This is a genomic window from Roseovarius sp. MMSF_3350, assembly GCF_030733425.1.
Classification (GTDB): domain Bacteria; phylum Pseudomonadota; class Alphaproteobacteria; order Rhodobacterales; family Rhodobacteraceae; genus Roseovarius.
In genome coordinates this window covers 28,769-51,948 of record NZ_JASHIZ010000026.1, presented here as the reverse complement: position 1 = coordinate 51,948, position 23,180 = coordinate 28,769, and the positions used below count along the sequence as shown (strand labels likewise).

At 65.8% G+C, this 23,180-nt stretch carries 22 protein-coding genes; 5 read left to right on the top strand and 17 right to left on the bottom strand.

What is annotated here, in order from left to right:
• Positions 1 to 166: 166 nt before the first annotated feature.
• Genes fusA through rpsL form a run of 3 tightly spaced genes read right to left on the bottom strand, consistent with a single transcriptional unit; the run spans position 167 to position 3,165 of the window.
• Positions 167 to 2,290, bottom strand: a complete 2,124-nt coding sequence (fusA, locus tag RBB31_RS19175; RefSeq protein ID WP_306130861.1) for an elongation factor G — start codon at positions 2,288 to 2,290, stop codon at positions 167 to 169.
• A 20-nt stretch (positions 2,291 to 2,310) separates the two neighbouring features.
• Complete coding sequence (gene rpsG / locus RBB31_RS19170) at positions 2,311 to 2,781, bottom strand: 30S ribosomal protein S7 (RefSeq protein ID WP_057796812.1); 471 nt, start codon at positions 2,779 to 2,781, stop codon at positions 2,311 to 2,313.
• A gap of 12 nt (positions 2,782 to 2,793) precedes the next feature.
• Positions 2,794 to 3,165 carry a 30S ribosomal protein S12 gene (gene rpsL, locus RBB31_RS19165; protein ID WP_103762132.1) on the bottom strand — a complete coding sequence of 124 codons (372 nt, stop codon included), beginning with the start codon at positions 3,163 to 3,165 and terminating at the stop codon, positions 2,794 to 2,796.
• Between the two features lie 458 nt (positions 3,166 to 3,623).
• On the opposite strand from rpsL, the gene RBB31_RS19160 reads away from it, so the two are divergent.
• On the top strand, positions 3,624 to 4,451 hold the full coding sequence (locus RBB31_RS19160) for a glycosyltransferase (RefSeq protein ID WP_306130860.1): 828 nt from the start codon (positions 3,624 to 3,626) through the stop codon (positions 4,449 to 4,451).
• Here the strand turns inward: RBB31_RS19160 and RBB31_RS19155 are convergent.
• From RBB31_RS19155 to RBB31_RS19125, 7 genes are all read right to left on the bottom strand, one after another.
• Positions 4,384 to 5,286 (bottom strand): DMT family transporter, encoded by a 903-nt coding sequence (locus tag RBB31_RS19155; RefSeq protein WP_306130859.1) that lies wholly within the window; start codon positions 5,284 to 5,286, stop codon positions 4,384 to 4,386. The genes RBB31_RS19160 and RBB31_RS19155 overlap by 68 nt on opposite strands.
• A 47-nt stretch (positions 5,287 to 5,333) precedes the next feature.
• The gene (locus tag RBB31_RS19150) at positions 5,334 to 5,603 is read right to left on the bottom strand and encodes a hypothetical protein (RefSeq protein WP_306130858.1); all 270 of its coding nucleotides are present in this window, start codon (positions 5,601 to 5,603) and stop codon (positions 5,334 to 5,336) included.
• Positions 5,604 to 5,759: 156 nt separating this feature from the next.
• Positions 5,760 to 6,551, bottom strand: coding sequence for a 3'(2'),5'-bisphosphate nucleotidase CysQ (locus tag RBB31_RS19145; RefSeq protein ID WP_306130857.1), 792 nt, complete (start codon positions 6,549 to 6,551; stop codon positions 5,760 to 5,762).
• Positions 6,538 to 7,881 carry a TldD/PmbA family protein gene (locus tag RBB31_RS19140; RefSeq protein ID WP_306130856.1) on the bottom strand — a complete coding sequence of 448 codons (1,344 nt, stop codon included), beginning with the start codon at positions 7,879 to 7,881 and terminating at the stop codon, positions 6,538 to 6,540. The genes RBB31_RS19145 and RBB31_RS19140 overlap by 14 nt, the downstream gene beginning before the upstream one ends.
• Before the next feature lie 111 nt (positions 7,882 to 7,992).
• Positions 7,993 to 9,522, bottom strand: a complete 1,530-nt coding sequence (locus RBB31_RS19135; RefSeq protein ID WP_306130855.1) for a hypothetical protein — start codon at positions 9,520 to 9,522, stop codon at positions 7,993 to 7,995.
• 4 nt (positions 9,523 to 9,526) lie between these two features.
• Complete coding sequence (locus RBB31_RS19130; RefSeq protein WP_306130854.1) at positions 9,527 to 11,047, bottom strand: DUF2125 domain-containing protein; 1,521 nt, start codon at positions 11,045 to 11,047, stop codon at positions 9,527 to 9,529.
• A gap of 91 nt (positions 11,048 to 11,138) precedes the next feature.
• Positions 11,139 to 12,680, bottom strand: a complete 1,542-nt coding sequence (locus RBB31_RS19125) for a DUF2125 domain-containing protein (RefSeq protein ID WP_306130853.1) — start codon at positions 12,678 to 12,680, stop codon at positions 11,139 to 11,141.
• A gap of 162 nt (positions 12,681 to 12,842) precedes the next feature.
• Here RBB31_RS19125 and RBB31_RS19120 point away from each other — a divergent pair, with 162 nt between their 5' ends.
• On the top strand, positions 12,843 to 13,586 hold the full coding sequence (locus RBB31_RS19120) for an SDR family oxidoreductase (protein ID WP_306130852.1): 744 nt from the start codon (positions 12,843 to 12,845) through the stop codon (positions 13,584 to 13,586).
• Positions 13,583 to 14,197 carry an enoyl-CoA hydratase/isomerase family protein gene (locus tag RBB31_RS19115; RefSeq protein WP_306130851.1) on the top strand — a complete coding sequence of 205 codons (615 nt, stop codon included), beginning with the start codon at positions 13,583 to 13,585 and terminating at the stop codon, positions 14,195 to 14,197. The genes RBB31_RS19120 and RBB31_RS19115 overlap by 4 nt, the downstream gene beginning before the upstream one ends.
• 76 nt (positions 14,198 to 14,273) lie before the next feature.
• On the opposite strand, the gene RBB31_RS19110 is transcribed toward RBB31_RS19115, so the two are convergent.
• The 3 genes from RBB31_RS19110 to RBB31_RS19100 are packed head-to-tail and all read right to left on the bottom strand — an operon-like array spanning position 14,274 to position 16,428.
• On the bottom strand, positions 14,274 to 15,677 hold the full coding sequence (locus RBB31_RS19110; protein ID WP_306130850.1) for a multicopper oxidase family protein: 1,404 nt from the start codon (positions 15,675 to 15,677) through the stop codon (positions 14,274 to 14,276).
• Between the two features lie 36 nt (positions 15,678 to 15,713).
• Positions 15,714 to 16,076, bottom strand: coding sequence for an STAS/SEC14 domain-containing protein (locus RBB31_RS19105; protein ID WP_306130849.1), 363 nt, complete (start codon positions 16,074 to 16,076; stop codon positions 15,714 to 15,716).
• Between the two features lie 58 nt (positions 16,077 to 16,134).
• A complete protein-coding gene (locus tag RBB31_RS19100; RefSeq protein WP_306130848.1) occupies positions 16,135 to 16,428 on the bottom strand; it encodes an HNH endonuclease in 294 nt (97 codons plus the stop codon).
• A 167-nt stretch (positions 16,429 to 16,595) separates the two neighbouring features.
• Here RBB31_RS19100 and RBB31_RS19095 point away from each other — a divergent pair, with 167 nt between their 5' ends.
• Positions 16,596 to 17,768: a TIGR03862 family flavoprotein gene (locus RBB31_RS19095; RefSeq protein ID WP_306130847.1), complete on the top strand. Its 1,173-nt coding sequence runs from the start codon at positions 16,596 to 16,598 to the stop codon at positions 17,766 to 17,768.
• Between the two features lie 18 nt (positions 17,769 to 17,786).
• On the opposite strand, the gene RBB31_RS19090 is transcribed toward RBB31_RS19095, so the two are convergent.
• On the bottom strand, positions 17,787 to 18,374 hold the full coding sequence (locus RBB31_RS19090) for a glutathione S-transferase family protein (RefSeq protein ID WP_306130846.1): 588 nt from the start codon (positions 18,372 to 18,374) through the stop codon (positions 17,787 to 17,789).
• Between the two features lie 131 nt (positions 18,375 to 18,505).
• Between RBB31_RS19090 and RBB31_RS19085 the strand changes: the two genes are divergently transcribed.
• Positions 18,506 to 18,934 (top strand): GFA family protein, encoded by a 429-nt coding sequence (locus tag RBB31_RS19085; RefSeq protein ID WP_306130845.1) that lies wholly within the window; start codon positions 18,506 to 18,508, stop codon positions 18,932 to 18,934.
• Positions 18,935 to 18,940: 6 nt separating this feature from the next.
• On the opposite strand, the gene holA is transcribed toward RBB31_RS19085, so the two are convergent.
• From holA to leuS, 3 genes are read right to left on the bottom strand one after another with little or no spacing between them, the layout of a single operon-like run.
• Entirely contained in the window at positions 18,941 to 19,966 is a 1,026-nt protein-coding gene (gene holA, locus RBB31_RS19080; RefSeq protein WP_306130844.1) for a DNA polymerase III subunit delta, read from the bottom strand.
• Positions 19,963 to 20,454, bottom strand: coding sequence for an LPS assembly lipoprotein LptE (gene lptE / locus RBB31_RS19075; protein ID WP_306130843.1), 492 nt, complete (start codon positions 20,452 to 20,454; stop codon positions 19,963 to 19,965). The genes holA and lptE overlap by 4 nt, the downstream gene beginning before the upstream one ends.
• Positions 20,441 to 22,993, bottom strand: a complete 2,553-nt coding sequence (gene leuS / locus RBB31_RS19070; protein WP_306130842.1) for a leucine--tRNA ligase — start codon at positions 22,991 to 22,993, stop codon at positions 20,441 to 20,443. Before leuS ends, lptE begins: the two co-directional genes overlap by 14 nt.
• Positions 22,994 to 23,180 lie beyond the last annotated feature (187 nt).

The window sequence follows — 23,180 nt, the reverse complement described above, 5'->3', positions numbered from 1 at the left end:
GTCTTGCCGTGGTCAACGTGACCAACGGTCCCGATGTTCACGTGCGGTTTCGAACGGTCAAACTTTTCCTTTGCCATGGGTTTGGCTCCTCTTTTTCTTGTCGGACGGTGGGGTGAAACCCCACCCTACGGTGATGGGTAGGGCGGGGTTCGCCCCGCCACCCGGGTTATGCGTATTTCGCCTGGATCTCTTCCGAGATGTTCGACGGCACAGGCTCGTAATGCGAGAACTGCATGGTGAACTGGGCGCGGCCCGACGACATCGAACGCAGCGTGTTGATGTAGCCGAACATGTTGGCCAGCGGCACGTTCGCGGCGATCGCGATGGCGTTGCCGCGGGGCTCCTGGCCCGACACCTGGCCCCGACGCGAGGTCAGGTCGCCGATCACGTTGCCGGTATACTCTTCCGGCGAGATCACTTCGACCTTCATGACGGGCTCCAGCAATTTCGCACCGGCCTTGCGCAGACCTTCGCGCATGCCCATCCGTGCCGCGATCTCGAACGCCATGACCGAGGAGTCCACGTCGTGGAACTTGCCGTCAATCAGCGCGACCTTGAAGTCGATCACCGGGAAGCCGGCCAGCGGGCCGCTGTCCATCACGCTCTCGATGCCCTTCTCGACGCCGGGGATGTATTCCTTCGGCACGGCACCACCGACGATGCGGCTCTCGAACGAATAGCCTTCGCCCGGCTCGGTCGGCGAGATGATCAGCTTGACCTCGGCGAACTGACCCGAGCCACCCGACTGTTTCTTGTGGGTGTAGGTGTGCTCGATCTCGTGGCTGATGGTCTCGCGATAGGCCACCTGCGGCGCGCCGATGTTGGCTTCGACCTTGAACTCGCGCTTCAGACGGTCGACCAGGATGTCGAGGTGCAACTCGCCCATGCCCTTCATGATGGTCTGACCGCTCTCGATGTCGGTTTCGACGCGGAAGGACGGGTCCTCGGCGGCCAGACGGGCCAGGCCCTGGCTCATCTTCTCCTGGTCGTTCTTGGTCTTGGGCTCGACCGCGATCTCGATCACCGGATCGGGGAAGGTCATGGTTTCCAGAACCACCTGCTCTTTCGGATCGCACAGCGTGTCGCCCGTGGTGGTGTCCTTCAGACCGGCCAGCGCGATGATGTCGCCGGCGAATGCCTCTTCGATCTCTTCGCGGTTGTTCGAGTGCATCATCATCATACGGCCGATGCGCTCTTTCTTGCCCTTGGTCGAGTTCTGGACCGTGTCGCCCTTGTTCAGCACGCCCGAGTAGATGCGCGTGAAGGTCAGCGAACCGACGAACGGGTCGTTCATGATCTTGAACGCCAGGCCCGAGAACGGCATGGAATCGTCCGCGCGGCGGGCGATGTTGCGGGTCTCGGTCTCGTCATCCGGGGCAAAGCCCATGTAATCGACAACGTCGAGCGGGCTCGGCAGATAGTCGACCACGGCGTTCAGCAGCGGCTGCACACCCTTGTTCTTGAACGCGGAGCCGCCCAGAACCGGAACGAAGCTCAGCGACAGCGTGCCCTTGCGGATCAGCTTCCGCAGGGTCGGCACATCGGGCTCGTTGCCTTCCAGGTATTCCATCATCGCGTCGTCGTCCATTTCGACGGCGTTCTCGATCAGCTTGCCGCGCCATTCGTCTGCCTGGTCCTTGAGGCTGTCGCGGATCGGCTGACGGGTCCAGGACGCGCCTAGGTCTTCACCTTTCCAGGTCCACTCTTCCATGGTGACCAGGTCGATGATGCCTTCCAGCTCGTTCTCGGCGCCGATCGGCATGGCGATCGGAACGGCCTTCGCGCCGGTGCGGCTTTCGATCATCTCGACACAGTTGAAGAAGTCGGCACCGATCTTGTCCATCTTGTTGACGAAGACGATGCGCGGCACCTTGTAGCGGTCGGCCTGGCGCCAGACGGTCTCGGTCTGGGGTTCGACACCCGCGTTGGCATCCAGCACGCAGATGGCACCGTCAAGCACGGCCAGCGAACGCTCGACTTCGATGGTGAAGTCGACGTGGCCGGGTGTGTCGATGATGTTCATGCGGAACTTGGTGTCGTCGGTGCCTTCTTTCGTCGGGTCTTCCTGCCACTGCCAGAAGGTGGTGGTGGCGGCCGACGTGATGGTGATCCCGCGTTCCTGCTCCTGCTCCATCCAGTCCATCGTGGCCGCACCATCGTGCACCTCACCGATGTTGTGGGATTTGCCGGTGTAGAACAGGATCCGTTCCGAGCAGGTGGTCTTGCCTGCGTCGATATGGGCCATGATGCCGAAGTTGCGGTAGCGTTCGAGCGGATAATCGCGTGCCATGATGTAATGCCTCTAGAGGTTTACCAGCGGTAATGGCTGAAGGCTTTGTTCGCCTCGGCCATCTTGTGGGTGTCTTCACGTTTCTTGACGGCGGTCCCGCGCGAGTTCACGGCGTCCAGAAGCTCGCCTGCAAGGCGCTCTTCCATCGTGTTCTCGTTGCGGCCACGGCAGGCGGTGATCAGCCAGCGGATCGCCAGCGCCTCGCGGCGCTCGGGGCGAACCTCGACCGGAACCTGGTAGGTGGCACCACCGACACGGCGCGAGCGAACCTCGACCGACGGTTTGATGTTGTCCAGCGCTTCGTGGAAGATTTCCACAGGCGCGCGCTTGACCTTGTCTTCGACGCGATCCAGCGCGTTGTAGACGATTTTCTCCGCGACCGACTTCTTGCCGTCGATCATCAGGTTGTTCATGAACTTGGTCAGAACCCGGTCGCCATACTTGGCGTCGGGCAGGATTTCACGTTTTTCAGCGGCGTGACGACGAGACATCTGAAATTCCTCTTACTTGGGACGCTTGGCGCCGTATTTCGAACGACGCTGCTTGCGGTCCTTGACGCCTTGGGTATCCAGGACACCGCGCAGGATGTGGTAACGCACACCGGGAAGGTCTTTCACACGGCCGCCACGGATCAGGACCACCGAGTGTTCCTGCAGGTTGTGGCTTTCGCCGGGGATATAGCTGATGACCTCGAAGCCATTGGTCAGGCGCACCTTGGCAACCTTCCGCATGGCCGAGTTCGGCTTCTTGGGCGTGGTGGTGTAGACGCGCGTGCAAACGCCGCGCTTCTGCGGGCACCCTTGCAGGTGCATCGACTTCTGGCTTCTTGTTTTCGGCTGCCGCGGCTTGCGGATCAGCTGTTGGATCGTTGGCATAGGGTCTCTTTCCCGTCTCTCAACACATGTGTTTGCACCGGGTCACCCCCGCGCGGTTTCAGTTCGTTTCGCACATCACGCGTCCGCAATGCGCAAATACCGCAATCGTTTCCATTCCGAGGTAAACGACGCGGCGGGTTCCCAGAGGATCGGGGCGCTCAAACGGCCCGGATCTTGTCCACTAGAATTTTGAGTTCGACACTCGGGGCGGCCCCCACGGTCGAGATGAGCGGCGTATAGGGGGAGTCGTCGCAGGTGTCAACACTCCCATCCGCCCGAGATTGCAAAGCGGCAAACCCCCGGCAAATTCGCCGCGACGCGCGGCATTGCGCCCCGTCAGGCCGCCGCCGGACCGCACTACCGCCCGGCAACCGTCCGGGCAACCCCCGGTTTCCCGCTTGCCCGCTTCACGCGCATTTGCAACCATGCGCAAACACGTCTCGAAGGTCCCCCGCCCCATGCGCGCTATCGGAATCTGCCGGTTTTCCTATCCCGCCCTGGGCGGCTTCAAGCGGATGCACGACACGGTAGAGGAGCGCGAAGCCTATCTCTATGCGCCCGAGCGGATGGACCTGCGGTTCCGCCATTTCGAGACCCTCACCTTGCCCTCCATCGCCGCGCAGAAGGACAAGCGCTTCACCTTCCTCGTGCTCACCGGCGAACGGATGCCCAAACCCTACTGGGACCGGCTCAACGACATCTGCGCACCTGTCGAACAGATCTCCATCGTCACCGCCGAACCGATGAAGCACCGCACCGCGATGCAGATCGCCATTCAGCGCGAACTGGCCGAAGGCAAGGATGAGGAATCCCTCCAGTTCCGGCTCGACGACGACGACGCGGTCGGCACCAATTTCATCCGCGGCATTCGGCGCACTGCGCGGCTTGCAGGCAAGCTGCGCGACGGCTGGCAGAACATGGTGATCGAATATTCCCGCGGCTATTCGGTCAAGCTCACACCCGAAGGCATCCTCGCGCAGGAGATCCAGGGCCAGTTCCTGGCCTGTGGCCTGGCCGTGCTGTTCCGCCCCGGCGACCCCAGGACGGTGATGAACTACGGCCATCACAAGCTGCATCACACCATGCCCACCCTGATCGAGCCCGAAACCGCGATGTACCTGCGGGCACTCCATGACGACAACGACAGCCACGCCCGGATCAGCACCGAGGGCCTCGCGCCCCTGACCGACGATCAGCGCGCCTTTTTCAAGGATCGCTTCAATGTCGACGAGGCGGCTGTGCAAGCGGCCTTTTCCGTCCCAGCCGCGTCTCGCGGTAGAGCGTGAACAGCCCGCTGCCCACCACGATCGCCGCGCCGATCAATGTCAACGTCTCCGGCCACTCGCCAAAGGCCACGAACCCCAGCAGCATCGCCCATAACAGGCCGGTATAGCGAAAAGGCGCGACAAAGCTGATTTCGCCCACCCGCATCACCATGATCGAGAACAGATAGCCGCCGATGATCAGCAAAGAAGCGGCGCCCACCAACCCGATCTCGCGCCCGCCCATCGGCGCCCACGGCACGCCCAGGCTCAGCAGACCGAAGATCGTCATCGTCGCGACGGATGTAAGCAAGGTGACAAAAATCGACGGCGTCTCCTTCGACAGCCGCCGCGTCGACAGATCGCGGACGGTCACGCACCCCACCGCCAGCAGGGCGTAGACCGCGTAAAAGTTGAAGTCCGCCGTCCCCGGCCGCACGATCAGCAGCACCCCGGCGAACCCCACCAGGATCGCCAGCATCCGCCGCCAGCCCACCGGCTCGCGCAAAAACAGCGCGGCGGCCAGCGTGATGGTCAGCGGCAGCGCCTGAAGGATCGCCGTGACGTTGGCCAGCGGCATGTTGAAAAGCGCCGTCAGAAAGAAATAGGCCGCGCCTACCTCCGCGCCCGTTCGTGCGGCCATCAGACCCCAGTCGCGGCGCGGCAGCCTTGCCCGCAGCGCGCCCATCCGCCATGCCACCAACGCCACCAGAGCGCTTGTCAGAAGCCCGCGCAGCAGCAGCAACTGAAACAGCGGCACGTCCCCCGCCATCGCCTTCATGGCGGTGTCGTTGAAGGTGAAGCACGCCATCGACGCCATCATCAGCAGCGCGCCGGTCAGGTTGTCCGAACGGGTCATGCCCCGGCTCTAGACCGGCGCCGCAGCCGGTACAAGCGGCAAGCGTATCAGTCCGCCAGCATCAGGATCATCGCCACGTTCGGCACCACCGCCACGAAGGATACAAGAGCGTAGTGCGACGCCGTCACGGCCTTGCCCAACCGGGTCTCTTTCCGCGTGGCCCCTTCAAGGCTGTATGCCATGGCCATCACCGCGTACCCGCTGGCCTCCCGCCTGCGCCGCTCCGTCCGCAGCTCCGCCATGCTGCGGTCGAAGATCTCCCTCTGCCGCAGGTATTCCACACTGCGCGCGTCCTGTTCTACCGTCTGTCGGTCCATATCCCGTCTCCCTTCCGGAAACGGTTATCTAGGCGGGGCTGCACGCGCTTCTACCGCCCCGGATAAGACGCGCCAATCTGTCGCTCGAACCCGAGTTTCATCGTTCCGTAAATACTCGAACAAACCAAACCTGCGCGGCGCAGCCGCACAATCGGATCAGATCGCAGCCCCGGGCGCCAGCGCCTCCAGCAACGCGCCATGCACCGCCGCGTTCGCAGCCACGACCCCGTCGAGCTTCGGCATGGGGTTGTTGAACCTCAGCGGCTGCCCTTCCCGGTCCGACGTCACGGCACCGGCCTCGCGCAGGATCAGATCGCCCGCCGCGATGTCCCACTCCCATGCCCCGCGCAACGTCATCATCGCGTCGAACCGCCCCTCGGCCACCAGCGCCAGCCGATAGGCCAGTGACGGGCGAAATCCCCGGTCCATTCCGGGCGGCCGCCCGGACCGCCAGTGCCGCGCATCGAAATTCGGTTTCGCGGCCAGCATGCTGCTGCCGTCCAGCGACGCCGCATCGCTTACCTTCAGGAACCGGCCATTCAGCGTCGCCCCCTGTCCGCGTGCAGCGGCGTACATCATGTCCCGCATCGGCAGGTAGACCACGCCGGCCACTACGTCGCCCCGCTCGACCACGGCCAGCGCATGGGCCCAGGTCCGCGTACCCTCGATAAAGCTGCGCGTGCCGTCGATTGGGTCGACGATGAACACCCGCTCGCGCGACAGCCGCTCCGGCGTGTCCGCGCTCTCCTCCGACAGCCAGCCATAGTCCGGCCGCGCACCGCGCAACTGTTCGGCCAGCACCTCGTTCACCGCGAGGTCCGCTTCGGTCACCGGCCCGGCATCACCCGGCTTGTCCCAGGCCCGCGCCTCGGGCCCGGTATACCGGCAGGCCACCTCGCCCGCCGCCCGCGCCGCCGCGATCAAAAGGTCCAGCTCAGTTGCCGGCAAGGGTCAATCCTTCGACCAGCAGCGACGGCACCACGCGCGACTTCCAGGGACGCGCGTCGTTCGCCGGTATGATTCCGCGCAACATCTCCGGCAGGCTGCCCGCGATGGTGCATTCGTTCACCGGAAACGCGATCTCGCCATTCTCGATCCAGAACCCCGACGCCCCGCGCGAATAATCGCCCGTGTTGGGGTTGATCGTCGAGCCGATCATCGACGTCACCAGCAGGCCCGTGCCCATTTCCGCCATCAGCTCTTCGCGGCTCTTGTCGCCCTGCGTCAGCGTCACGTTGGTCGACAGAGGCGAGGGTACCGACGAGGGCGCCCGCCGCGCATGACCCGTCGATGGCAGGCCCAGCTTGCGCCCCGTCGACAGGTCCAGGATCCAGGATTTCAGCACGCCGTCCTGCACCAGCGCCCGTCTTGCCACCGGTAGCCCCTCGGCATCGAAAGGCTGCGAGCCAAGCGCGCGCGGGCGCAGCGGATCGTCGATCAGCGACAGCGCGTCCGGCAGCACCGGCGCGTCCATCCGGTTCATCAGCCAGGATGCCCCGCGCGACACCGCGCCACCGTTGATCGCCGCCAGAAGATGCCCGATCAGGCTTGCGGCCACGCGCTCGTCGTAAAGAACGGGATAGGACCCGGTATAAGGCTTCTTGGCATCCAGCATCGCCGCGGCCCGCTCGCCCGCCCGCGTCCCGATCTCCTCGGGCGTGCGCAGGTCTTCGGCGAACACGCGCGTATCGGCGTCATAGTCGCGCTGCATCCCGGTGCCCTGCCCCGCGATCGCCACGGCGCTCAGGCTGCGGGCGCTGCTGGTAAATCCGCCCGAGAACCCGTTCGAGCCGGCCATGTGCATCTGCTCGACCTGGTGATCGGCAGCCGCCTGCACCTGGGTCACTCCATCAACGCCCATCGCCGCCGCCTCCAGCGCGAGTGCGGCCTCCTGCATGTCGGGCGCCGCCGGTTCGGCGCCGGGATCGTGCAGTTCGAGCGCCGCGGCGTCCCAGTCCCGCGCCAGCTGCTCGGGCGCCGCCAGCCCGGCAAACGGATCTTCGGGCGCTTCCCGCGCCATGGCAACGGCCCGCTCCGCCAGCATTGCCAGCGTTTCGTCGCGCGTGTCCGACGCCCCGACACAGGCTTGCCGCTGTCCCACGAACACCCGCAACCCGATCTCGACGCTTTCCGACCGCTCGGCCTGTTCCAGCGTCCCGCCCCGGACGTTGATGCTTTGCGACCGCCGCTCGACAGCCACCGCATCCGCCGCCTCTGCGCCGGCCTTGCGGGCGGCGGACAGCAGCGCTTCGGTCAGGGTTTCCGGGGTCACGGACATGAAAGTCTCCTGGTTGCGCCGCCCCGATCGGGCATCTTGGCGGCATGAGGGATAGGGTCGAGGACCGATCTACTGCGCCGCCGGAACGGGCGCAAGCCATGCGGGGCGCGGTCAGCGCAGCCGCTGCCCGTTCACCGTGACCTGACCGTCAGGGCCGATCTCGACCTCGGCGCGCACTGCGTCGGTCTCGCCCTCACCCTCCACCGGCGCGGTGAACATGCCCATCATCATCCGGGCCGACATCGCGTCCTCGGCCGTCAGAACACCGACAGCGATCAGCCGGTCAAGCAGGTCCTGCGCGCCAACCAGCTCGAATCGGGCGTCTCCCTTGGCGGCCGGGAACCCGTCGAGCATGCGCGGGGCAGCATGATCGAATTCCACCGCGCCTCTTCCGGTCAGTTCCGCATCCCAGAACCGGACCTCCAACGCCTTGAGGTCCAGCGTTTCTATCGAAACCGGCAGGGCGCCGTAAAACGACCGCCCCAGCGCCGCCAGGTCAAAGACCGTCTCCAAAAGTATCGCCTTGCCGCCCAGGTCGACCTTCAGGTCCGCCGTCTGCCGCGCCAGACCGTCGGCCACGAAAAACTGTGCCCAGGTGTCCTCGGACAGTGTCAAGCCGTCCAGTTCGAAGCGCAGCGCGTAATCCTGCGGCTCGACCTTGCGCAGGACCGGCATCGCCAGGTCCAGCAGAACCCGCGCCGCCTCCAGGTCCACGTCGAGGTCCAGCGCCTTGTCCGTCAATTGCATCACGGCCCCGTCCGAGCCCGAGACGACACGAGCCCCCTCGCCCGCCAGCGTGAAAAGCGCGGTGATGTTCACCCACCTGGTCTCGCCCGTGGCAATCAAATCGCCGGCGACCCATTCCTCGTCCTCATCCAGCCCCGCCGCCGCCACGGCTTCGTGTCTGAGCGTCATGCCCGCCTCTGCAAGCTCCGGCAGACGGTCGAGCGCGGGTCCATCCCGCGGCAGGCGCAATTCGGTCAGGGTCTCGACTTCGTCGCGCTTCAGCGTACCGGCCAGACCCTGCGGGGTGGTCCCGTCACCATAGCCATAGTCGATCACCACCTGTCCGGCCTCGCCCCGGCGCGTGAAATGCAGCCAGCCATCGGCGATCCGACTGGTCTGCGTGATGTCGAAACGGGACTGCACGTATCGGTATTCCGCCGGAAAGGGCCGGCCGCGAAACCCGTATTCGGTCATGTCGATCTCGAAACGCGCCCCGCTCCAGCGCGTCTCGACGCCGTCGTCGGCCTCGCGCATCCGCACGCGGACATCCTCCATCCGCCAGGCCAACGCGCCGGACGCGGCAATACCCGGTCCTCCGTCGCCTGTCGGGGACAGGCTGAAAGGCATGGTGTCGGACGCGGGCAACTGCACCTCGACCTCCCCGGCGTCGGGCACGAAACGCGGGCCCGGCAGTTGCAGATTCATCTTCAGTGGAAGCCCCGGAAACCGCATCGTCAGAAAGATCGGCCCCACCGCAAGCGCATCGCCCTCGGGCACGGCTTCGGCCTCCCACTCAAGGCCAAGCGCCTCGAACTGTGCCGTCCAGACGCCCCATGCCTCGTCGGGTGTCAGCTCGGCAAACGCGGCTTGCGGCGCGCACAGCACCGCAGCCGCCAATGCCAGCCGTCGTCTCATCGGCTCACCGCAAGCGCTGACCGTTGGCCAGCACCTGGCCATCCTCGGTCACCTCGATGGTCGAGGTGATCACGTCCTCGCCCTCGCCGGGTGTGCCGAACATTCCCAGCATCATGCGGGTTCCCATCGCCTGCTCTTCGGGGACCAGCCCCATGGCGACCAGCGTATCGATCAGGCCGTTGGCCCCGCTGACCCGCAAGTCCACGCTGCCGCTCGGGGCAGGCATACCCGGGAAAGTCTCGTAATCCTCGTTGTCGATCTCGAAGGCACCGCTGCCGGTAAGCTCCGCGCCCACCGCGCGCACCACCAGCTCGTTCAAACGCAGGCTTTCGATCCGGCCCAGCGTCTCCTCGGCCGGCGGGACTTCCATCATCCGCATGATATCCAGCGGATCGCGGCTCAGCGCGGCCTCGCCCGACAGGTCCAGAACCACCGTCATCGGGTCGCGCGGCAGTTGTTCCTGCCCATCGAACAGCGCCCAGATCGCCTCGTCCAGCGACACCTCTTCCAACGTCATGCGCACCTCCACCGGAACTGCGCCATCGGTCTCGGTCAACGGCGCGGTGACCCGGCCCTCGCTGCGTGCAATCTCGCCCGCAATCGGAAACGGCAGGTCCGGCGGCATCAGGAACTCGAACGCGAAATCGGTATAGACACCACTCATCGACAGGCCATCCTCGCCCAGCGAGATGTCGTTGCTGTCCATGGTATAGGCGGTGGCCTGGCGCATCTCCGTGTCCTCGACCTTTGTCACCGTCGTGCCATCCACCCGCATGCCTCCGGTCCTGGCCACAAGCATCAGCCCGGCCCGCAGCGCATCGTCAAGGTTCAAAAGGTCGATCTGGCCCGCCGGGATCGCCATTTCCAACTCCGACGTACCACCGGTCATCTTTTGCGTCCCGCTCGACACCGCGCCTTCCGGATCGCTGAATTTCGTGTCGAAGGTCATGGTGTCCGAGGTCGTGGACATGGACACCTTCACGATATCGCCCTCGGTGATCTCGTACCGGCTGGTGCCGGTCAACGTGCCTTGCACCGACACGTCCAGCACGCCTTCGTCCGGCACGGTGAAATCGGTCAGGGCGAACCGCGCATTCTCGAACGCGCCCTCGTAACTCACCTGCCCCGGCGTTCCGGTGGCGATGGTCGGTGTGTCAAAGCCCTCGTAGGTCAGCGTTGCCGACATCACCTCGCCCTCGTCAGGCAAAGTAAAGGTGACCTCGGCCGTCATCCCTTCGGAATAGCTCAGCGCGACGCTGCCGTCGCCCTGCTCGGTCAGCGTGAACCCGTTCGAGCTCAGCCGCGCCTCGCCCGCGTCCATCGGCAGGGCATAGGTCATGACCATGCTCTCAACCCGCAGGCTGTCGCCCTCGCGCACCGGCTCGGCGGTGACGTCAAAGCCAAGGGCACGGGCCGGGGCCATCATGTTGGTCAGCACGTGCTCGGCCGTCACATCGGCCAGCGCCGCCACCGGCATCACGGCAGAGGCGCTCAAAATCACGGGAAACACGCGGAAATTCGTCATAAGGCTTACCTCTCGTCAGCACTCGAAAACCGTCAAAAGCACGAGGGGCCGGATCGTCCGGCCCCCTCGGATTTCCTTGTCGTCCTCGGGCTCAGCGCAGGCGCTGCCCGTTGGCCAGGACCTGCCCGTCGCTGTTGACCTCGATCTTCGAAGTCAGCACATCCTCGCCGTCGCCGGGCACCGCGAACATGCCCATCATCATGCGCACGCCCATCGCCTGTTCCTCGGGCACAAGGCCCATGGCGATCAGCGTATCCAGCAGCCCGTTCGCGCCCGTCAGCCTGAGGTCGACGGACCCGTCCGGCGCGGGCATCCCGTTGAAGGTCTCGAGGTCGGTATTGTCGAAGGTGAATTCACCTTCGCCGGTCAGTTCCGCGCCCGCGGCGCTGACCGTCAGCGTGTTGATGTCCAGCGTATTCAGCTCGCCCGGCATCCCCAGTTCGCCGGTTTCCGCAGCCTCCATCTGCTCGGGATCGAACAGGTCGAAGAACAGCTTGGCCGTCCCGGTCAGGTCGAGGTCGATCGTCGCCGGGTCATGCGGCAGTTGGCCCGCGGGGTCGAAAATGCCCCAGATCATGTCCGACATGGTGAATTCGCCCAGCGTCAAGCCCATGGCGAAATCCTGTTCCTCTTCGCTCTTGGCGACGGGCATGGTCAGGTTGAACGCGGCGGTGCCGAACGCGACCTCGATCGGCAGCGGGATGTCGCCCCCGGTCATCTTCAGCTGCATGTTGCTGGATGACAGATCATAGGTCAGCCCGTCTCCGCCCAGCGCGACGGTGATCTCGCCACCGTCCGAACTTGTCGTGCCTTCGGTCGTCTGCGGCGGATCGACCAGCTTGAATTCGCTCGACCCCTCGGTATAGGCCACCGTCGCGTCCACGTCGAAACCGTTCTCGATCGACGCCCCCAGGTTTGCAGGGTCCATTTCCAGCGGCATCGTGCCGTTGGCCGCGACGGTCATGCCGGCGAACTGGCCGTTCAGCATGATCTCCCCGCCCTCGCCCTCGGGCTCGTCGATATCGACGGTATAGGTCACCGGCCCCGTGGTCATCTTCTGCTCGGAAGTGCGCAGATCGCCGATCTTCATGGTGGTGGTGCCACTGACATCGGCGATCCGGAACTCGACAGTGCCAAGATCCATGGTCTCGCCTTCGACCGTCACCTCGTTCAGGATGATGGCGACTTCATCTGCCGTGTAATTGTAAAGCAGGTCATCGGCATCGCCGGACGCCGTCATTTCCAGACCCGTGGTGTCGTATTGCATCCCGACGCTGAAGTCTTCGGCATCCGGTGACGAGACCATCACGGTCATCGGCATCGACGCGGGCAAGGTGATCGACACGGTTCCGTCACCATTGTCGGTAAAGGTCATCTCGCCCATGTCGACCGAGACCGTCGTGTCCTCCTCGGGGATGACCATGGACATGGTGATATCTGACACCGTCAGCGCATCGCCCGACTGGTTTTCCTCTCCGCTCACCTCATAGCCCGCGCTGGCCAGGTACTCCTGCCAGTCCGCCCAGACATCCGCCGGCGTCACGTCTGCCTGCGCGCTTCCCGCTGCAAGCGCGAGACCGATCGCCGTGGCGGTTCCGAACCGCGCCTTGCCCGCCATACCGAATATTTTCATGAAGAATCCTTTCGCTTTGAAATCCCCGCTTTGCTCCAGCTTCCGTTGTCGCGCAATCATGGTCAAGGGGGGTATTCCCTGCCTTGCGCTGGACCTCGCCGGTTCCAGGCGATAGCTCTGGCGTGAACATACGTCACCGCAGCGATGAAAAAGGTTCAATCCATGCAAGACAAGACCGTCCTGATCACCGGCGCCAGCCGTGGCATCGGCGCCGCCACCGCCCGCCACTTCGCAGCTCTCGGCGCCAACGTGGTGCTCGCCGCACGCAGCACCGCCGCGATCGAAGAGATCGCGTCGGAGATCGGCGACCGCGCGCTGGCCGTATCCTGCGACGTCAGCCGCTACGACGATGTCAGCGCCGCCGTGGCCGCCGCCACCGACCGCTTTGGCGGGCTGGACGTGCTGATCGGCAACGCCGGGGTGATCGAGCCCATCGCGCACCTGTCAGACGTCGATCCCGACGCATGGGACAAGGTCATCGACATCAACCTCAAGGGCGTCTTCCACGGCATGCGCGCCGCCCTGCCGGTCATGAAACAGGCCGGCTCCGGCACCATCATCACCATCAGCTCCGGCGCCGCCACCAGCGCGCTCGAAGGCTGGAGCCACTATTGCGCCTCCAAGGCCGCGGCACTGATGCTCACCCGCGCCGCCGACAAGGAAAACCGCGATCACGGCATTCGCGTGCTGGGCCTGTCGCCCGGCACGGTGGCCACCGACATGCAGCACCAGATCAAGGCCAGCGGCATGAACCCCGTGGCCCAGCTCGACTGGTCCGACCACATCCCGCCCGACTGGCCCGCCCGCGCGCTCGCCTGGATGTGCACACCCGAGGCAGATGGCTGGCTGGGTCAGGACATCAGCCTGCGCAACGAGGATATCCGTCTCGCGGTGGGGCTCAGATGATCGACCTCGACAAATCCGACGACGGCCTCTGGACCGTCACCATTAACCGGCCGGACAAGGCCAATTCCCTGACCCACGCCATGCTGACCGAGTTGGCCGATATCGCCGAGGCCGCCACCGAGGCCCGCGCGCTGGTCCTCACAGGCCGCGGCAAGGCGTTCTCGGCGGGCATGGACCTCGAGGCCGCCAAGTCCGGCCTGCCGACCGACCCGGTATGGGAGCGCCTCTCGGGCGCGCTCTCGACGCTGCCCTGCCTGACCATCGCCGCACTCAACGGCACCGTCGCGGGCGGGGCCATGGGCATGGTGCTGGCCTGCGACCTGCGCATCGCGGTGCCCGGCACCAGGTTCTTCTATCCGGTGATGAAACTGGGCTTCCTGCCGCAACCCTCTGATCCGGGGCGGCTGACGAGGCTGATCGGCCCGTCGCGGGCCAAGATGATCCTGATGGCGGGCCAGAAGATCGACACGGACACCGCGCATCACTGGGGTCTGGTCGACCAGGTGACCGAACACGATGCCCTGCTCGACACCGCCCGCTCGCTCGCCACCGATGCGCTCGGCGCAACGCCCGACCACGCGGCAGGCATCAAGCACCTCTGCCGCCCCTGAGCGCGCCGGAATTTTCGAAAATTCCAGTATAGAAAATACGTATTTTCTATCCCGTTTTCCGCGCGGAAAACGGCCCCTAGCCCACGCGAATCCAGTTCATCATTCCCGACATCTGGTGCGCGGCCATATGGCAGTGAAACATCCAGTCGCCCGGATTCTCGGCGACGAAGGCGATCTCGCGGCTCTCGTCGGGATGGATCACCAGCGTATCGCGCCACGGCCCCAGACCGATCCCCGGCAGAACCTCGCGGAAATGCTGCCCATGCAGGTGCATTGAATGGGAAAACGCCGTCCGGTTCTCCATCGGCACCCGCACCGTCTCGCCCAGAGCCGCCTCGATCAGCGGTGCCCGGTCCATCCCGGCCTGCCCGTTGAAGGCCCAGAACTGCCCCGCCTCATAGAGCGCCCGCGCCTCCATCTTCGAGCCTTTCCACACGACCCGCTCCGGCAGGCCCCGCCTCGCGCCGCCCTGCATGACCAGCGGCACCTGCCGCGCATCCTTCAATGCCAGTACGGGCAGGTCGTTGGGCGGCAATGCCTGCGGCGCCTCCCGCACGGCCTGTTCCGCGCCGTCGACCGACACGGCCACGGTCGCATAGGTCCCGTCCCGCTCCACCGATCCGATGATCGCCTCTTCCCCGGTCTCGGCGGTGATATCGACGATCAGGTCCGCGCGCTGCGCCGGCCCCAGTTCCAGCTGCTCGACCCGCTCGGGCCGCTCCACCGGCATCGCATCCAGCGCGACGGTCCACGCCTTCATCCCCTGGAACACCAGCCGGAACACCCGCGCCGTCGCCGCATTCACCAGCCGCAGCCGCAACCGCGTACCCCGCGGATAGCTGCGCCGCAACTCCCCCACACCATTGACCGTGATGTAATTGCCCAGCCGCCCGGCATGGGACATGTCGTGCCGGTTGCCGAACTCGGGATGCAGTTGCGCGTCCTCGGTCAGCCGCCAGTCATCCAGCACGAGGATCTCCTCGGCATCCACCTCCGGCGGCTCCGCCTCGTCCACCACCAGCACCCCGGCCAGCCCGCGCGAGATCTGCTCCAGCGAGTTGGCGTGCGGGTGGTACCAGAACGTGCCCGCATCGCGCAGCGCAAAGCGATAGTCGAAGCTCTCGCCGGGGCGCACCGCCGCCTGCGTCATGCCCGGCACGCCGTCCATCGCGTTGGGCAGGCGCAACCCGTGCCAATGCACGGTCGTTTCCTGCTCCAGCCCGTTGACCAGCCGCGCCTCGAACATCTCGCCCTGCTGCTGGCGCAACACCGGCCCCGGCACCTGCCCGCCGTAGGCCCAGACGCGCGTCTTCGGGTAGTCCCCGGGCGCCAACTGCACCTCGGCGGGCGCGGCGGTCAGGCTGTGCCCCGGCGCACCGGCCCAAGCCAGCCCCGGCACCACCTGCGCCCCGGCCAGTCCGCCGACCAGCGCCATCACGTCCCGCCGTGTCGGATCCATCTTGCCCTCGCATGTTACCACGCCCGCTAGAGTGGCCCATCCCGGCACATGGTCAAGTCACTCTGACGCGATCCACTCCCGCGCCGCATCCAGATCCGCCAGGTCATACGTCCGCAGCTTAGTCGACATCAGCGCCCCCGCCGCCTTCGACACCGGCCCGATCCAGCCGATATCCGACACCACCGCCACATGGCTGATATGGCGCAGGTTCCTGAAATCGAACTTGATCCCCGGCCAGATTACCGAGGGCTCGAACCCGTCGAGGCTCTCGATCACCTCGATCAGCTTCACCGTGCCATGGGCGTCAATGAACCCCTGCATCCGGCCTACGATCCGGTCGTAGTCGTCCCGCGTGACCTTTCCGGATACGGTCAGCTCGACAGTCTTCGTTTCCGCGTCTTCTTCATAATGAACGGTCATGATCCGATCCTCCCGCATATAGGTTACTGCAAGCCGACACGTCCGGCCTTGCGCTCGATCAACGTTTCCGCCGCCCACCCGGCGTTTTTGAATGAAATGCGGGCGGGCGCTTGGCCACCCAGCGGATGAACTTTTCCAGCCGCGGATGCGCCCGCAACGCCTCGACCGTGGCATAGTCCCGCGCCAGCTCCGCCTCTGTCAGCGTCGCGTGAATCTCGTTGTGGCAGATCTGGTGCAACAGAACGACCGGCCCGCCCTTGCCGCCTTTCAGCTTGGGCACCAGGTGGTGCAGGCTCTGCTTCGCCTCGGGCGGGATGGGCCGTCCGCAAAGCGGACATACCGGGTCCTCCATCGCTTTCCCTTGATCTTTGCCATCTGACAGGCAACAGGATGGAGGCGAGATGCGACTTGGCAAGGGGCTAGCGTCCCTCCGCCAAATCCGAAAGGCCCGCCAATGCCTCGAGCACATGAAACGCGACCGCACCTGTCCAGACCGGCGCGTCGGACACTGAGCTGCGCATGACGACCGCCCTCGTCATCGGGGCCGGCCCGGCGGGCCTCATGGCCGCCGAGGCGCTGGCCGCCGCGGGCTGTGCCGTCACCGTGGCCGAGGCCAGGCCCTCGCCCGCGCGCAAGTTCCTGATGGCGGGCAAATCGGGCCTCAACCTGACCAAGGCCGAGGATCTCGACACCTGCCTCGCCGCCTATGCCGAGGCGGCACCCCGGCTGCGCCCAATGCTGTCGGCCTTCGGTCCCGACGATGTCATCCGCTGGGCGGAAGGGCTGGGCCAGCCCACCTTCACGGGCACGACCGGCCGCGTCTTTCCCGCCGCGATGAAAGCCTCCCCCCTGCTGCGCGCCTGGCTCGCCCGGCTGGATGGACTGGGCGTCACCCTTCACCGCCGCTGGCGCTGGACCGGGTGGGAGGGCGACGCCGTGCTCTTCGACACGCCCCAGGGCCCGCACCGCCGCACGCCCACCGTCACCGTGCTGGCCTGCGGCGGGGCCAGCTGGGCGCGGCTGGGCTCGGACGGGGCCTGGGCCGCGCACCTTCCCGGCCAGACGGCCCCGTTCCAGCCCGCCAACATGGGGTTCACCGTCGCCTGGTCCGATCACATGCAACGCCATTTCGGCCAGCCGTTGAAGAACATCGCGCTGCACGCCGGGCCGCAGGTCTCGCGCGGCGAAATCGTCCTGTCGGCCGCCGGGCTCGAAGGCGGTGGTCTCTATGCCCTGTCCCGACCCCTGCGCGAGGGGGCACCCCTCACGATCGACCTGCGGCCCGACCTGTCACACGACGAGGTCCGCGCCCGCCTGGGCCGCCCCCGCGGCAAGGCCAGCCTGTCGAACCACCTGCGCAAGACGCTCCGTCTCGGCCCTGCCGAACAGGCCCTGCTGCACGAGGTGGCCCGCCCCCTGCCCGCCGATCTCGCACCGCTGGTCAAGGCCCTGCCGGTCCCTCTCCAAAGCCCCCGCCCGCTTGACGAGGCCATCTCGACCGCCGGCGGCCTGCGCTTCGACGCCCTCGACCCCGACCTTATGCTGCTCTCGCGCTCCGGCACCTTCGCCGCCGGCGAGATGCTCGATTGGGAGGCGCCCACCGGCGGCTATCTGTTGACCGCCTGCCTCGCCACGGGCCTCTGGGCCGGCCAGGCCGCGGCCCGGTTCGCGACGCGCACGTCCCGGTCCTGACCGACCGCGATTCCCGGTTCACGCCATCGCAACGACCTTCTGAAAGGCCGGGCGCGCCTCCAGCCGGGCGCGGTAGTCCGCCAGAACCTCCCCCGGCTCGGGAAATTTCGCGATCTCGGCCCAGCGCAGGCAGTGAACCAGCAGGATATCGGGCACCGTCATTTCCTCGCCCGTCAGGAACGGGCCGTCCAGCGCCTCGGACAACCGCGCGATATTGGCCTCGTATTCCCATTTCAGCGTTTCCTTGACCTCGGGCACCCGCTTCTCCTCGGGCAGCACGAAGGTATGCCGCGCCGCCATCCACAGGCTGCAATCCACGTCGTCGAGGATCTGGTGCGTCAGCGCATCCTGCCGCGCCCGCTCCAGGCTGCCGGCGGGATGGGTCAGCGCCCCGTGCCGGTCGGCCAGATACGCCATGATGGCGATCGACTCGGTCACCACCGCGCCATCCACCCGCAACGCCGGTATCTTGCCCGACGGGTTTGCCGCCACCGCTTCGGCGCTGCGCGGCCCGGCAGGCGTGTGGTCATAGTCCAGCCCCAGTTCCTCCAGCATCCACAGCACCCGAAAGGCCCGGCTGGCTTTCGATCCGATCACCTCGTACATCGCGTCTCTCCTGGAAATGTCGCCTCACGCTTGCCCGGCTTTCACGCCGGTGCAACGAAAAACCGACCCATTGCTGACATTTCCTGTCATACTGGTCGCCTATCCTGCGCCCACCTGGCCGGAGACTTCACATGCACAAGACTGCCACCTGCCTTTGCGGCGCCGTCACGCTTGATATCGCGGAGGCCCCCGACACCACCGGCGCCTGCCACTGCGGCATGTGCCGCAAATGGTCCGGCGGCATCTACCTTGGCCTGCATGTCCCGGCCGGCGGCGCGACCATCACCGGTGCGCAGAACATCAGCGCCTACACCTCGTCCGACTGGGCCGAGCGCTGCTTCTGCGCCACCTGCGGCACAAACCTCTTCTACCGCGTCACCGCACCGGGCCCGATGCAGGGCGACATGCATGTGGGCCTCGGCCTTCTGGACGATCCCTCCGGCATCAGCCTCACCGAGGAGATCTTCATCGACCGCAAGCCCGACGGCTACGCGCTCGCCGGCGACCACAAGCGCATGACCGAGGCCGAGACGCTGGCCATGTTCGCCGACATCTCCTGAACCGGCCTATCGCTGCGCCAGCGTCGCCAGCCGGATCAGCGCGCGCTCCACCAGCGCCATGTCCGGCGCCGTCTGCCCCGCCGAGCGCAGGCGCAGGTCGGTGTCGGTCAGCACGCCCAGCGCCTCTTCCAGCTTGGCCGCGCCCCAATGCGCCGCCTGCCGCTGCATCCGGTCGCGCCGGGGGCCAAAGACCGGTGGGCGCACGCGGGCAATGCCCTGCCCCGGCCCGCCCGGATCGCTGGCCGCCGCGTATAACGTGCGGAAATGCCGGTTCGCGGCCATGCACAAGCCCACCGGCTGCACCCCCTGCGCCCGCAACCGCTTCATCACCGGGCCGATCTCGCCAGGTTTCGCCTCCGCCACAAGGTGCAGCACGTCGTCCAGATCCGCCTCCACCGACACCGGCGCACAGGCGGCGATATCCTCGGCGTTCAATGGCGTGTCATCGCCCCGCTTGTACAGCGCCAGCTTGTCCATCGTCTGGCGGAAATCGCCCGGGTCCAGCGCGCGGGCCAGCGCATTCAGATCCGCCATCGCCTCGCGCGGAATATCCCGCAAGCCCGCCTTTGCCAGGATCGCCTCGATCTCGGCTCGCCCCGGCGGCTCGTCATAGATCGCGGTCGCATAGGCATTCTTATGCCCCTCGAACAGCTTGCGCAGCTTCGACGTCGCCTTCAGGCCGCCGGCGGTCACCACCACCTGCGCATCCCCCGGCTGCCAGTCCTCCAGCGCCGCCGTCACCACCGGCGCCACGCTCTCGTTGGCGTCCTCGACAAAGGCCACGCGCGGGCCGGGAAAGAAGCCCTGCGCCTTGACCGCATCCAGCAGCATCGCCGGGTCCTTGCGCAAATCGCCCGCCGGGATACGCGTCAGCCGCATCTCCTCCTCGCCTTGCGGTCCGATAAGGGCCGCGATCACCTCCTGCCGCTTCAGCGCCACGCGCATCGCGTCGGTGCCATAGATCAGCAGGCCGGTCTTGTCGGGATCGGGCCGCGCGAAATACGCCGGCGCATCGCGGGGCGACAGCTTCATGCCGGCAGCTTGCCGGCCTCGGCGGTCAGCCGGTTCAGGATCTGGTCCGCCAGGATCACCATCAGCCGCGCCTCCGCGTCGCGCTGCGCCGCCTGCGTCGCCACGGTGGTCCCCGAGGCCGAGTAGGAGGTAAAGCTGTCCGCCTGCCCGCTCAGCACCACCGCATTGCTCTGCAGATCGCGCAGAGCGTATTTCACGTTGCCCAGCAGGTTGTAGCGCGTCGTCACGTTGGTGCTCGAGATCGCGACGGCCTCTTCCGTCAGATTGATCGAATAGCTCAGCCCGTACACCTGCCGCTCGCCGCGCCCCAGCCGTTCCTCGACGTGGCGCGTCAATAAATAGCCCGGACGGCTGTCCGGTGCATCCACCAGCACCGCGCCCTGCAACTTCTGCGCCGCTCCCCCCGGCCCGTAGGCGGGTGCAAAGCCACAGGCGGCCAGCCCGGCAGGCAGACCCAGCAACACGAAACGACGGTTAAACGACGACATTCACGATCCGCCCCGGGACAACGATGACCTTCTTGGGCTGGGCCCCATCCAGCGACCTTGCCACAGCTTCGTGCGCCAGCGCGACTTTTTCAACCTCCGCCTTGTCCATGTCCTTGGGCACGCTGATCTCGGCCCGGCGCTTGCCGTTGACCTGGATGGGCAACGTCACGTTGTCATCGGTCAGCATCGCCTCGTCGGCCACAGGCCAGCGCTCCTGCGCCACCAGCCCCTCGCCGCCCAGCACCGACCAAAGCTCTTCGGACAGGTGCGGCGTCATCGGCGACATCAGCTGCGCCAGAACTTTCGCCGCGGCCTTCTTCGCCTCCGCGCCTGCACCGGACTTGGCCAGCGTATTGGTAAAGCCGTACAGCTTGGCAATCGCCGCGTTGAAGCCAAAACTTTCCACGCCGCCCGTCACGTCATGGATCGCCCGGTGCATGTCTTTTGCAAGCGCCTCATCCTCGGACGCATTGGCCGGGCTGGTATCCCCTGCAATCTCCGACACGATCCGGTAGACCCGCGCCAGGTGCTTGAACGTCGCCTCGGCCCCGGCGGCGGTCCACTCCACGTCCCGCTCCGGCGGGCTGTCCGACAGCACGAACCACCGCGCGGTATCGGCCCCGAACGCCTCGATGATGTTCACCGGGTCGACCACGTTCTTCTTCGACTTCGACATCTTGGCCGAGGGGATCACCTCGACCGGCGTACCATCGGCCAGCTTGCCGTCGGTCACGTCCTCTGGCAGGTGATAGACCGGGCGGCCCTTGTCGTCCTTCGTTTGGTAGATCTCGTGCGTCACCATCCCCTGCGTGAACAGCGCGTCAAACGGCTCGATCGCCTTTTCCGGCAGGTGCCCGCAGATATGCATCGCCCGGGCGAAGAACCGGCTGTACAGCAGGTGCAGGATCGCGTGCTCGATGCCGCCGATATACTGATCCACGTTCATCCAGTACTCGGCATCCTCCATCCGCGTTGGCGTGTCCGCATCCGGCGCAGTGAATCGCGCGAAGTACCAGGAGCTGTCCACGAAGGTGTCCATCGTGTCGGTCTCGCGCCGCGCCTCCGCGCCGCAGCTCGGGCATTTGCAGTCGCGCCACGAGGGATGCCGATCCAGCGGGTTGCCGGGAATGCTGAAATCAATCGGCGTGCCGCCCTCGTCATAAGGCAATTCGACCGGCAGGTTTTCCTTCTTCTCGGGCACCACGCCGCAGGCCTCGCAATGCACCACGGGAATGGGACAGCCCCAATACCGCTGCCGCGACAACCCCCAGTCGCGCAGGCGATACTTCACCTGCCCCGTGCCAAGCCCCTTTTCCTCGAACCAGTCGATCGTGGCGTCGATCCCTTCCTGGCTGGTGGCCTCGCCCACGCCTGCGAAATGGTCGATATACACCACCGTTTCGGTTTTGGCTGGCACCAGCGCCTCGGTCTCGACATCCTTTTCCTGCCCGGGCAGGTAAAAGGCATTGCGCACCTCAAGCCCATATTTCCGCGCGAAATCAAGGTCCCGCTGGTCATGCGCCGGGCAGCCGAAGACAGCGCCGGTGCCGTAATCCATCAACACGAAATTACCGACCCAGACGGGCAGCTCCCGCTCCGGCCAGACCGGGTGCCGCACCGTGATCCCGGTGTCGATCCCCTTCTTCTCGGCCTTCTCCATCGCGGCCTCTGTGGTGTCCATCTTGCGCGTCTCCGCGATGAACGCCGCCAGTTCGGGTTTGTCCTTCGCCAGCTCGCGGCTCACCGGATGCTCCGGCGAAATCGCGATGAAACTTGCCCCGCGCATCGTGTCGGGCCGGGTCGAGTAACAGATGATCGGGTCATCCGCATCCGTCCGCTCGAACGGAATCTCGATGCCGCGCGACTTGCCGATCCAGTTTTCCTGCATCAGCCGCACCTTGGCGGGCCAGTTCTCTAACCCGTCCAGCGCCTCCAGAAGCTCTTCCGAGAAATCCGAGATCTTGAAGAACCACTGCGTCAGCTCGCGCTTCTCGACCTCCGCGCCAGACCGCCAGCCCTTGCCGTCGATCACCTGCTCGTTGGCCAGCACGGTCATGTCCACCGGGTCCCAGTTCACCACCGCGTTCTTGCGGTAGACCAACCCTTTTTCCAGGAAATCGATGAACAGCGCCTGCTGCTGGCCATAGTATTCGGGATCACAGGTGGCAAACTCCCGGCTCCAGTCGATCGACAGGCCCAGCGGCTTCATCTGCCCGCGCATGTCCGCGATATTGCCATAGGTCCAGTCCTTGGGATGGCCTCCGCTCGCCATCGCGGCATTCTCGGCGGGCATCCCGAACGCGTCCCAGCCCATCGGATGCAGCACGCTGTGCCCGGTCGACAGCCGGTACCGCGCGATCACGTCGCCCATCGTGTAGTTACGCACATGCCCCATGTGGATGCGCCCCGACGGATAGGGAAACATCTCCAACACATAGTATTTCGGCTTGTCCCGCGACCGTTCGGCCCGGAAAATCCCGGCCTCGTCCCAGGCCTTTTGCCATTTTGCTTCGATCTCGGCGGCGGAATAACGCGACATGTCCGTCCGGTCCCTGTTTCTCAAACTCCAAAGGGTGATAGGGCCCCGCGCCCGCAGGGTCCAGTGCGCAGCGGGCAAAAATCAGACGTAACCGATTTCTTGCAAGAAATCGGGCCGGAAAATCCGTATTTTCCGACGCGGAATTTTGCAAAATTCCGCCCCACCGCTATAAGCCGGAAAAACCGCA

What these genes read in the sequence shown, in the direction of transcription:
- rpsL (WP_103762132.1), bottom strand. Translation starts at nt 3,165, where the DNA reads ATGCCAACGATCCAACAGCTGATCCGCAAGCCGCGGCAGCCGAAAACA.
- lptE (WP_306130843.1), bottom strand. Translation starts at nt 20,454, where the DNA reads ATGTCGTCGTTTAACCGTCGTTTCGTGTTGCTGGGTCTGCCTGCCGGG.
- RBB31_RS19130 (WP_306130854.1), bottom strand. Translation starts at nt 11,047, where the DNA reads ATGACGAATTTCCGCGTGTTTCCCGTGATTTTGAGCGCCTCTGCCGTG.
- RBB31_RS19135 (WP_306130855.1), bottom strand. Translation starts at nt 9,522, where the DNA reads ATGAGACGACGGCTGGCATTGGCGGCTGCGGTGCTGTGCGCGCCGCAA.
- RBB31_RS19120 (WP_306130852.1), top strand. Translation starts at nt 12,843, where the DNA reads ATGCAAGACAAGACCGTCCTGATCACCGGCGCCAGCCGTGGCATCGGC.
- RBB31_RS19085 (WP_306130845.1), top strand. Translation starts at nt 18,506, where the DNA reads ATGCACAAGACTGCCACCTGCCTTTGCGGCGCCGTCACGCTTGATATC.
- RBB31_RS19115 (WP_306130851.1), top strand. Translation starts at nt 13,583, where the DNA reads ATGATCGACCTCGACAAATCCGACGACGGCCTCTGGACCGTCACCATT.
- holA (WP_306130844.1), bottom strand. Translation starts at nt 19,966, where the DNA reads ATGAAGCTGTCGCCCCGCGATGCGCCGGCGTATTTCGCGCGGCCCGAT.
- RBB31_RS19095 (WP_306130847.1), top strand. Translation starts at nt 16,596, where the DNA reads ATGACGACCGCCCTCGTCATCGGGGCCGGCCCGGCGGGCCTCATGGCC.
- RBB31_RS19140 (WP_306130856.1), bottom strand. Translation starts at nt 7,881, where the DNA reads ATGTCCGTGACCCCGGAAACCCTGACCGAAGCGCTGCTGTCCGCCGCC.
- RBB31_RS19100 (WP_306130848.1), bottom strand. Translation starts at nt 16,428, where the DNA reads ATGGAGGACCCGGTATGTCCGCTTTGCGGACGGCCCATCCCGCCCGAG.
- RBB31_RS19105 (WP_306130849.1), bottom strand. Translation starts at nt 16,076, where the DNA reads ATGACCGTTCATTATGAAGAAGACGCGGAAACGAAGACTGTCGAGCTG.
- leuS (WP_306130842.1), bottom strand. Translation starts at nt 22,993, where the DNA reads ATGTCGCGTTATTCCGCCGCCGAGATCGAAGCAAAATGGCAAAAGGCC.
- fusA (WP_306130861.1), bottom strand. Translation starts at nt 2,290, where the DNA reads ATGGCACGCGATTATCCGCTCGAACGCTACCGCAACTTCGGCATCATG.
- RBB31_RS19150 (WP_306130858.1), bottom strand. Translation starts at nt 5,603, where the DNA reads ATGGACCGACAGACGGTAGAACAGGACGCGCGCAGTGTGGAATACCTG.
- RBB31_RS19125 (WP_306130853.1), bottom strand. Translation starts at nt 12,680, where the DNA reads ATGAAAATATTCGGTATGGCGGGCAAGGCGCGGTTCGGAACCGCCACG.
- RBB31_RS19090 (WP_306130846.1), bottom strand. Translation starts at nt 18,374, where the DNA reads ATGTACGAGGTGATCGGATCGAAAGCCAGCCGGGCCTTTCGGGTGCTG.
- RBB31_RS19155 (WP_306130859.1), bottom strand. Translation starts at nt 5,286, where the DNA reads ATGACCCGTTCGGACAACCTGACCGGCGCGCTGCTGATGATGGCGTCG.
- rpsG (WP_057796812.1), bottom strand. Translation starts at nt 2,781, where the DNA reads ATGTCTCGTCGTCACGCCGCTGAAAAACGTGAAATCCTGCCCGACGCC.
- RBB31_RS19160 (WP_306130860.1), top strand. Translation starts at nt 3,624, where the DNA reads ATGCGCGCTATCGGAATCTGCCGGTTTTCCTATCCCGCCCTGGGCGGC.